A 5,405-nucleotide genomic window follows, 5' to 3' on the forward strand; every position below is an offset into this window, starting at 1 on the left:
GGGCCGGGCACACCGCGTCCGGCTCGCCGCCGCCGCTTGCCCTAGACTGCGGATGTCGGACGGGAGGAGCCCCGCATGCGCAATCTCGATTTCAGCTCGTGGCAGGCGCTGCTCTCCACCCTGCTCGGCCTGGCGGTGATCACGCTGATCGGCGTCGGCATCCGCCTGCTCGCGATGCAGACGATCCAGCAGCGGCGCGAGCGCGAGAACCGCCAGATCAACGAGCGCCTGCGCACGCTCATCGCCGCATACAAGACGCTCGGCGGCTCGTTCACGGGCGATCTCGCGGTCGATCCGACGCACCTGCGCGAGCTTCGTCGCGCGACGGGCCCGGGAGAGGCGCCTGCCGGCAGCGATCGCGGGCGCCGCACGCGCGACGCCGTCGAAGCGGCTCTGTCCGACATCATCCTGCTCGGCACCGAGGAACAGGTGCGCCTCGCCGCTCGCGCGGCAACCGAACTCGCCGAGGGCCGAGCCATCCATACCCACGATCTGGTCGTGTCGCTGCGCGATTTCGTGCGCGAGGCGCTCGATCTCGATCCGGTCCCGCCCTCGGTCTCGATCCCGCGCCAGGGTCCGACGCGGCCGGGCAGTGGCCGCGGCGGCAGCGACCGCACCAGGGGTGAGGGCGGTGGCGAAGGCAGGGTCGGTGGCCGCGGCGGTGGCGGTGCCGGAATGGGCGCAGGGATCGGCGTAGGCACCGGCATCGGGCTCGGTTCCGGCCACCACCACGACGAATCCCACATCGGAACCGGCTCCCCGCACGGATGACAATCGTCCGCCGTGGCGGGCAGCCTTCCGGCCGGATCAGCGGTCCGCGGCCGGATGCTTCGCGAGGAACTGCAACAGGTGCTGCTCGTCCCAGATCTCGACGCCGAGTTCCTGCGCCTTGTCGAGCTTCGAGCCGGCCGACTCTCCGGCGACGACGAAGTCGGTCTTCTTCGACACGCTGCCTGCGACTTTCGCGCCGAGCGCCTCGAGCTTCGCCTTTGCCTCGTCGCGCGTGAGCGCGGCGAGCGTGCCGGTGAGCACGACCGTCTTGCCCTCCAGCGCACCTGCGGCTCCCTCCCCGCTCGGCACCGCCTTGCGCAGCTGCGCGAGCGCGAGCGCGCAACGCTGCAGGAGTTCGCGTCCGGGCTCCGACTCGACGTACTCGCGCACGGCGGCGGCCGTGTCGCTCGGCAGCCCTGCCGCGACGAGCGCGTCGACGCCAGCGACCAGGACCTCGTCCATCGAGCCGAATGCGGCGCCGAGCTGCTCGGCGCGCTTGGCCGTGAGCTTCGGGACCTCGGCCTGGGCGAGCACGTTCGCGAGCGTCAGCTCGCGCGCGAGCTTCGGCGACGGCGCATGCGCATCACCGATCTCGACCCCACGTGCGAGCAGGTCGTCGATGACCTGCTGGTTGCCGGCCTGGTGGAAGAACGCATCGATCGCGCGTGCGACCTCGCCGCCGACGTCGGGCACGAGCTTGAGGATCGGCCATGGCAGATGCCGCACGCGTTCGAGCTCGCCGAACCAGGTCGCGAGCACCTTCGCGGTGCTCTCGCCGACGTGCGCGATGCCGAGTGCATAGAGGAAGCGCGCGAGCGTCGTTCGACGACTATGGGCGATCGCGTCGATGAGGTTCTCCGCCCACTTGGTGGCGACCTTGCCCGCCTTGACCGTCTCGGGCGTGGTGCCGTCGCGCTCGTCCGCGCGCCGCTTCATCTCGAGCAGGTCGTCGAGGCCGAGCGCATAGAGGTCGGCGACCGAACGGAGGTAGCCGAGATCGCCGAGATCCTCGATGTAGCGCTCGCCGAGGCCGTCGATATCCATCGCGCGACGCGAGGCGAAGTGGAATACGGCCTGCGTACGCTGCGCGGCGCAGGTGAGTTCGCCGGTGCAGCGCGCGACCGCCTCCCCCTCCTCGCGCACGATGTCCGAGCCGCAGATCGGACAATGCGCGGGCATCCGCCATTGCTTCGTGCGCGCGGGTCGCAACTCGGGCACGACGCGCACGACTTCCGGAATCACGTCGCCCGCACGGCGCACGATCACCGTGTCGCCGACGCGCACGTCGAGGCGCGCGACCTGGTCCGCGTTGTGCAGCGTCGCGTTGGTGACCGTCACGCCCCCGACGAGCACCGGCGCGAGCTTCGCCGCGGGCGTCGCGGCTCCGGTGCGACCGATGTTGACGATGATGTCCTCGACGACCGTCTGCTGCTCCTGCGCGGGGAACTTGTGCGCGATCGCCCAGCGCGGCGTGCGCCCGACGAAGCCGAGTTCGCGCTGCGCGGCGAGGTCGTCGAGTTTGTAGACGACGCCGTCGATGTCGAACGGCAACCCATCGCGGCGCGCGCCGATCCGCTCGTAGTACGCGAGGCAACCGGCCACGCCGCGCGCGGTACCGACGAGCGCGCTGACCGGAAACCCCCAGGCGCGCAGTTGCGCGAGCACGTCGGAATGCTTCGGCGGCAATGCGGCCCCCTCGACGATGCCGATCGCGTACGCGTAGAAGGCGAGCGGTCGCTGCGCCGTGACCGCGGGATTGAGCTGGCGTAGCGACCCCGCCGCGCCGTTGCGCGGATTGGCGAGCACCTTGCCGCCCTCCGCGCGCGCGCGTTCATTCCATGCCTCGAACGCCGCGCGCGGCATGTACACCTCGCCGCGCACCTCGAGCACACGTGGCCAGCCCTCGCCGCGCAGCCGCAGCGGCACCGCCCTGATCGTGCGCAGGTTCGCGCTGACGTCCTCGCCCTTCTCGCCGTCGCCGCGCGTCGCGCCGCGCACGAATACGCCGTCCTCGTAACGCAGGCTGATCGCGAGGCCGTCGAACTTCGGCTCGACCGAGAATACGGGCTCGGCGACGCCCGTGCGGTCGACGATGCGCCGCACGAAATCCTCGACCTCCTCGTCGCTGAAGGCATTGCCGAGCGACAGCATCGGGATCTCGTGGCGCACTTCGGCGAACGCGCCCGACGGCGCAGCGCCGACGCGCCGCGTCGGCGAGTCGGCGGTCGCGAGCTCGGGATGCCCGGCTTCGAGCGCCTCGAGCTCGCGCATGAGGCGGTCGTACTCGGCGTCGGCGATGTCCGGCTCATCGAGGACGTGGTAGCGGTAGTTGGCGTCTTCGATGCGCGCGCGCAATTCGGCGGCGCGCGCGGCGGGCGTCTGGCGGGGCGTGCTCATGCGCGCAGTGTAACGGCTTGCCGCAGGGCGGCGTGACGCCGTTGGCCCGCTCGCGGCAGACTGCCGTGCACATCGCTCGCGCCGAGGACATCACGATGGCGAAGAAAGGCTGGGTCGCGTTTCCGCATCCGGACAAGGCGTACGACTACGCCGGGGACAAGCTCGCGAAAGCGTGGAAGGACCTCCACGCGGGCGACCAGGAACCGTTCCCTGACGAAAAGCGCGTCGCCGCATTGCTCAAGCGACAGCCGAAGCTCGGCAAGGACGCGGCCGCCATCGCGAGCGCGCTCCAGGACGCATGGCGCGCGTTCCATCGCGGCGACTTCCAGCAGGCGTACGAAGCCGGTGGCGCGCTGAAGGCGCTCGGTGCGTCGGTCGCGATCAAGGCCGGCGGCATCCACGCGACCTACCTGCTCGACGACGACAAGGCCAAGACCGCGCGCTACGAGGAGCTCATCGCGCTCGCCGACGCCGCCGTCGCCGCGCTGCCGGACGAGGCGAACAGCCACTACCGTCGCGCGTTCGCGATCGGCCGGCTGAGCCAGACGATCTCGATCACCAAGGCGCTCGCGCAAGGTCTCGCGGGCAAGGTGCGCGAGTCGCTCGACGCGACGCTCGAGCTCGCGCCGAAACATGCCGAAGCCGAGACCGCGCTCGGCCTCTACCATGCCGAAATCGTCGGCAAGGTCGGCGGCATGCTCGCCAAGCTCACCTACGGCGCGAGCGCGACCGAAGCGGAGAAGCACCTGAAGCTGGCGCTCAAGCTGACGCCCGCGGCACCGATCGCGTGGATCGAGTACGGCAACGGCCTGCTGCTCCTGCACGGCGACAAACGCGAGGACGAGGTCGCCGAGGCGTGGGACAAGGCGGCGAGGCTGAAGCCGCGCGACGCGATGGAGGCGCTCGATGTCGCATGGGCGCGTGAGCAGATCGAGTAGCGGCGCGCGTCACGAAACGCCGCGGCGCGGCGTGGCTGGGGACGGCCACCCTGCTAGGATCGGAAGATTCTCGGGAGGGGAACCCATGCGCAAGACCTTGCTCTCGCTCGCGATCGCCGGCGCCATCATCTCCACGGCCCACGCGGACGAATGGTTCGTCGAAGCCCGCTATCCAGACACCGCCACGCTCGCACGCGCCGCCGCACAGTTCCAGCATGTGCGCGTCGACGCGCAGCGACAGGTATTGCAAGTCGACACCGACGAAGCCGGCATCGCCGCGCTCGAAGACGCCGGCCTGTCGGTCTCGGTCGACACCGCCGGCACCGCGCGCCTGCGCGGCTTCTACTCGGCGATGCGGCAGGCGATAACATCTCCCACGCCGCAGCTCACGGACGGCGGCTACCCGGGCATTCCTGGTTACACCTGCTACCGCACGGTCGAAGGCACCTACCAGACGATGGACGACCTCGCGGCGGTCCACGCGGACCTCGCGGAAGTGCATTCGATCGGGCCGAGCTGGCAGAAGACGCAGAATGCGGCACAGGGTTACGAGATGCGTGCGCTGCGCGTGACCAACCTGGCCACGGCCGAGACGGATCCCGGTCGCCCGAAGATGGTCGTGTTCGGTTCGATCCACGCGCGCGAATACACGCCGGCCGAGCTACTGACGCGCACGGCCGAATGGCTCGTCAGCGGCTATGGCAACGATCCGGAAGCGACCTGGCTGGTCGACCACGTCGACTTCCGCTTCGTGTTGCAGGCCAACCCGGACGGGCGCAAGAAGGCCGAAAGCGGCATGCTGTGGCGCAAGAACACCGATACCCTGAACGGCAACTGCACCAGCAATGCGAACAGCTCGGGCATCGACCTCAACCGCAACTTCCCGTTCCACTGGAACATCACGAACGGCCAGGGATCGAGCGGCAGCAAATGCAACGAGACCTACCGCGGCCCGACGGCCGCGTCGGAGCCTGAAACGCAGCATCTCGTCGCGTACGTCGCCGGTACGCCCGGCAGCAACGGTACCTACAGTGGCGGCGTGTTCCCCGATCGTCGCGCGGACGATGTCAACACGGCTTCACCCGACGACTATGCCGGCTTGTTCTTCGACATCCACAGCTACTCGCAGCTCGTGCTGTGGCCATGGGGCGACACTCCGAACGCGGCGCCGAACCGGACGCCACTGCAGACGTTCGGGCGGCGCCTGGCCTGGTTCAACGACTACACGCCGGAACAGTCCGATTCGCTCTACCCGACCGACGGCACCACCGACGACAACTTCTACGGCGCGCTCGGCGT

General features: G+C 69.8%; 3 protein-coding genes and 2 pseudogenes. 3 read left to right on the plus strand and 2 right to left on the minus strand.

Annotated features, from left to right (window positions below; translation table 11 throughout):
• Window positions 1-75 precede the first annotated feature (75 nt).
• Window positions 76-771: a hypothetical protein gene (locus VI238_RS17295; RefSeq protein WP_331653620.1), complete on the plus strand. Its 696-nt coding sequence runs from the start codon at window positions 76-78 to the stop codon at window positions 769-771.
• 36 nt (window positions 772-807) lie between these two features.
• Here the strand turns inward: VI238_RS17295 and VI238_RS18795 are convergent.
• Together VI238_RS18795 and ligA are read right to left on the minus strand one after the other, a co-directional pair.
• Window positions 808-1,059 (minus strand): annotated as a pseudogene (locus VI238_RS18795) (BRCT domain-containing protein); the annotation flags it as partial.
• Between the two features lie 119 nt (window positions 1,060-1,178).
• Window positions 1,179-3,168: pseudogene (gene ligA / locus VI238_RS17300) on the minus strand (NAD-dependent DNA ligase LigA); the annotation flags it as partial.
• Between the two features lie 65 nt (window positions 3,169-3,233).
• On the opposite strand from ligA, the gene VI238_RS17305 reads away from it, so the two are divergent.
• Window positions 3,234-4,106: a hypothetical protein gene (locus tag VI238_RS17305; RefSeq protein WP_331653624.1), complete on the plus strand. Its 873-nt coding sequence runs from the start codon at window positions 3,234-3,236 to the stop codon at window positions 4,104-4,106.
• Between the two features lie 85 nt (window positions 4,107-4,191).
• On the plus strand, window positions 4,192-5,405 hold a 1,214-nt coding region (locus VI238_RS17310; protein ID WP_331653626.1), incomplete at its 3' end, for a M14 family zinc carboxypeptidase.

Source organism: Dokdonella sp., assembly GCF_036518555.1.
In the GTDB taxonomy this organism is placed as follows: Bacteria; Pseudomonadota; Gammaproteobacteria; order Xanthomonadales; family Rhodanobacteraceae; genus Dokdonella_A.